The sequence below is a fragment of the Muriicola sp. genome, assembly GCF_041567615.1.
Classification (GTDB): Bacteria; Bacteroidota; Bacteroidia; order Flavobacteriales; family Flavobacteriaceae; genus Muriicola.
In genome coordinates, this window is sequence record NZ_JBFGBM010000265.1 from 1 (window position 1) to 2258 (window position 2258).

The 2258-nt window shown below is 50.6% G+C and carries 2 protein-coding genes; both read left to right on the forward strand.

Translation table 11 applies throughout. From position 1 onward, the window contains the following. Nucleotides 1-228: hypothetical protein (locus ABYP73_RS12885; RefSeq protein WP_372974602.1), on the forward strand; the 228-nt coding region annotated here is incomplete at its 5' end. Between the two features lie 104 nt (nt 229-332). Continuing rightward, the gene (locus ABYP73_RS12890; RefSeq protein WP_372974603.1) at nt 333-2075 is read left to right on the forward strand and encodes an alpha-glucosidase; all 1743 of its coding nucleotides are present in this window, start codon (nt 333-335) and stop codon (nt 2073-2075) included. Nucleotides 2076-2258 lie beyond the last annotated feature (183 nt).

Genomic DNA, 2258 nt, shown 5'->3' on the forward strand with positions numbered 1-2258 from the left:
ACTCCTTACCTTTATTTTGGATGGAAAATATTGATTATAAATATGGTTTGTGCGGTTTCCCGGATCAGCAATGTGACCCCTGAAATATCCTATCCGGTAAATGACGTCCAAAGGAATACCATGATGAGCGTTGAAATGGACATGAAACAGGGTAGCGGGGATATAGCGGTTAACACAGGAACACTCAAGATCCGGGCACTTCTCTATGTGGAATATCGCATTCGGTGAATGACCCGGGCTCTCTCATGGAGGGACAGGGTTTATTTGGAAGGAAGCGTTCTGAAATGGTCCATATTGCTTAATTTTAAGGAGATTTCAAACACTGACCCGACATGAAAAATCTCCTTTTATTTTCCGCAATGGTCTTCCTGATGGCCGGTTGTACCGAGAAAGTCGAATCTCCTGTAAAAAAAGACGATACCTGGTGGAAGGAAGGCATTGTGTACCAGATCTATCCCCGCAGTTTTAAGGATACGAACGGGGACGGGGTAGGTGACCTGAAGGGGATCATAGAAGAACTCGATTACATACAGAGCCTGGGGGTGAACATGGTCTGGCTCAACCCCATCTACAGTTCACCCAATGCAGACAACGGATATGACATCAGCGATTACCGCAGCATCATGGAGGAGTTCGGCACCATGGAAGATTTTGATGCCATGCTGGAAGGCATGCACGACCGCGGGATCCGGTTTATTATGGATGTGGTAGTGAACCACAGCAGTGACCAGCACGAGTGGTTCCTGCAGTCGCGCAGTTCCCGCGACAATCCCTATCGGGACTATTACCACTGGTGGCCGGCGGAAAAGGGGAAGCCCCCCTACCGTTACAGCCTTTTTGACGCGGCAGGAGATGCCTGGAAATACGATTCTATTACCGATTCCTATTACCTGCATTATTTTTCCCTTCAGCAACCCGACCTGAAATGGGAGAACCCCAAAGTGAGGCAGGAAGTCTACGACCTGATGAAATTTTGGGCAGACAAGGGGGTGGATGGCTTCCGCCTGGATGCCTTCCAGTTCGCAGCCAAGGATACAGCCTATCCTGAGTTCCCGGACGACCTGGAACAGAATTTTATTCAGTATTACGCCATGCAACCCGGCCTGCACGATTACCTGAAAGAGATGAACCGGGAGGTGTTTAGCCAGTACGACGTAATGTCCGTAGCTGAAGGTGCGGGACGTAATTTCCAGGAAGCGCATGAACTGGTGGATGCCGACCGTAATGAACTAAATATGGCCTATGCCTTCGAAGGAGTGGACATCGCCAAACCGGAGGGATATTCCCTGGTCCACTTCAAAGAGGTCTTTTCCCGCTGGGATGCGGAATTCGCTGAGAAAGGATGGCTGTCCATTTTTTTGGCAAACCATGACCAGGCCCGGCTCGTAAGCCGTTTTGGGAATGATGATCCGAAATACAGGGAGGCCTCTGCAAAACTGCTGAATACATTCATCCTGAGTATGCGGGGCACCCCCTATTGCTATTACGGGGATGAACTGGGGATGACCAACATCGGGTTCGACAGCATCTCACAGTACAAAGATATCGCTGCGCTGAACGGGTATGAGAAAGTGAAGTCGGCCGGAGGCGATCTGGAAACGTATATGGCCAACCTGAAATTCTCCTCCCGGGATAACGGCCGGACTCCTATGCAATGGGACACCACCCTGAACGCCGGATTCAGCACGGGTACGCCCTGGCTCCCCGTCAATGATAATTACAAGAGGGTGAATGTGGCCGTGGAGCAGGAGGACCCAGGTTCTGTGCTAAATCATTTCAAGGCCATGGCAACGCTCAGGAAGGAAAATCCCGTCCTGGTCTATGGGGCCTATACCCTGCTTTTGCCGGAACACGAGAAGGTCTATGCCTATACCCGGGAATGGAAAGGAGAAAAGATGCTGGTACTCCTTAATTTCTCAGATGACATAATTACCCTCCCTGTGCCCGTGGAAGAAGAACTGGAGGACCTGGTCCTCAACAATCTCCCCCAGGTATACTATAAGGACAGGGTGTTCTCCCTGGAACCCTGGCAGGCCCTTGTCTTTAAGCTTTCGCCTGCAAAGGAAGGTTCATAACCAGGGTGGAGCACACTACAGGTAGCGGTTCAGACGAAATTTACCCCGTAACGCCCGCAGATCTCTGCCACTTTTGGAAAGTCGGGCGGGCCAGGAGGCAGTTGGGCCAATTCTTCGAACATTTGCTCAATACCTGAAGGAAAGACACTGAGGATCACTTTGGCCTTTTTGTCCCCAACTATG

What these genes read in the sequence shown, in the direction of transcription:
- ABYP73_RS12890 (WP_372974603.1), top strand. Translation starts at nt 333, where the DNA reads ATGAAAAATCTCCTTTTATTTTCCGCAATGGTCTTCCTGATGGCCGGT.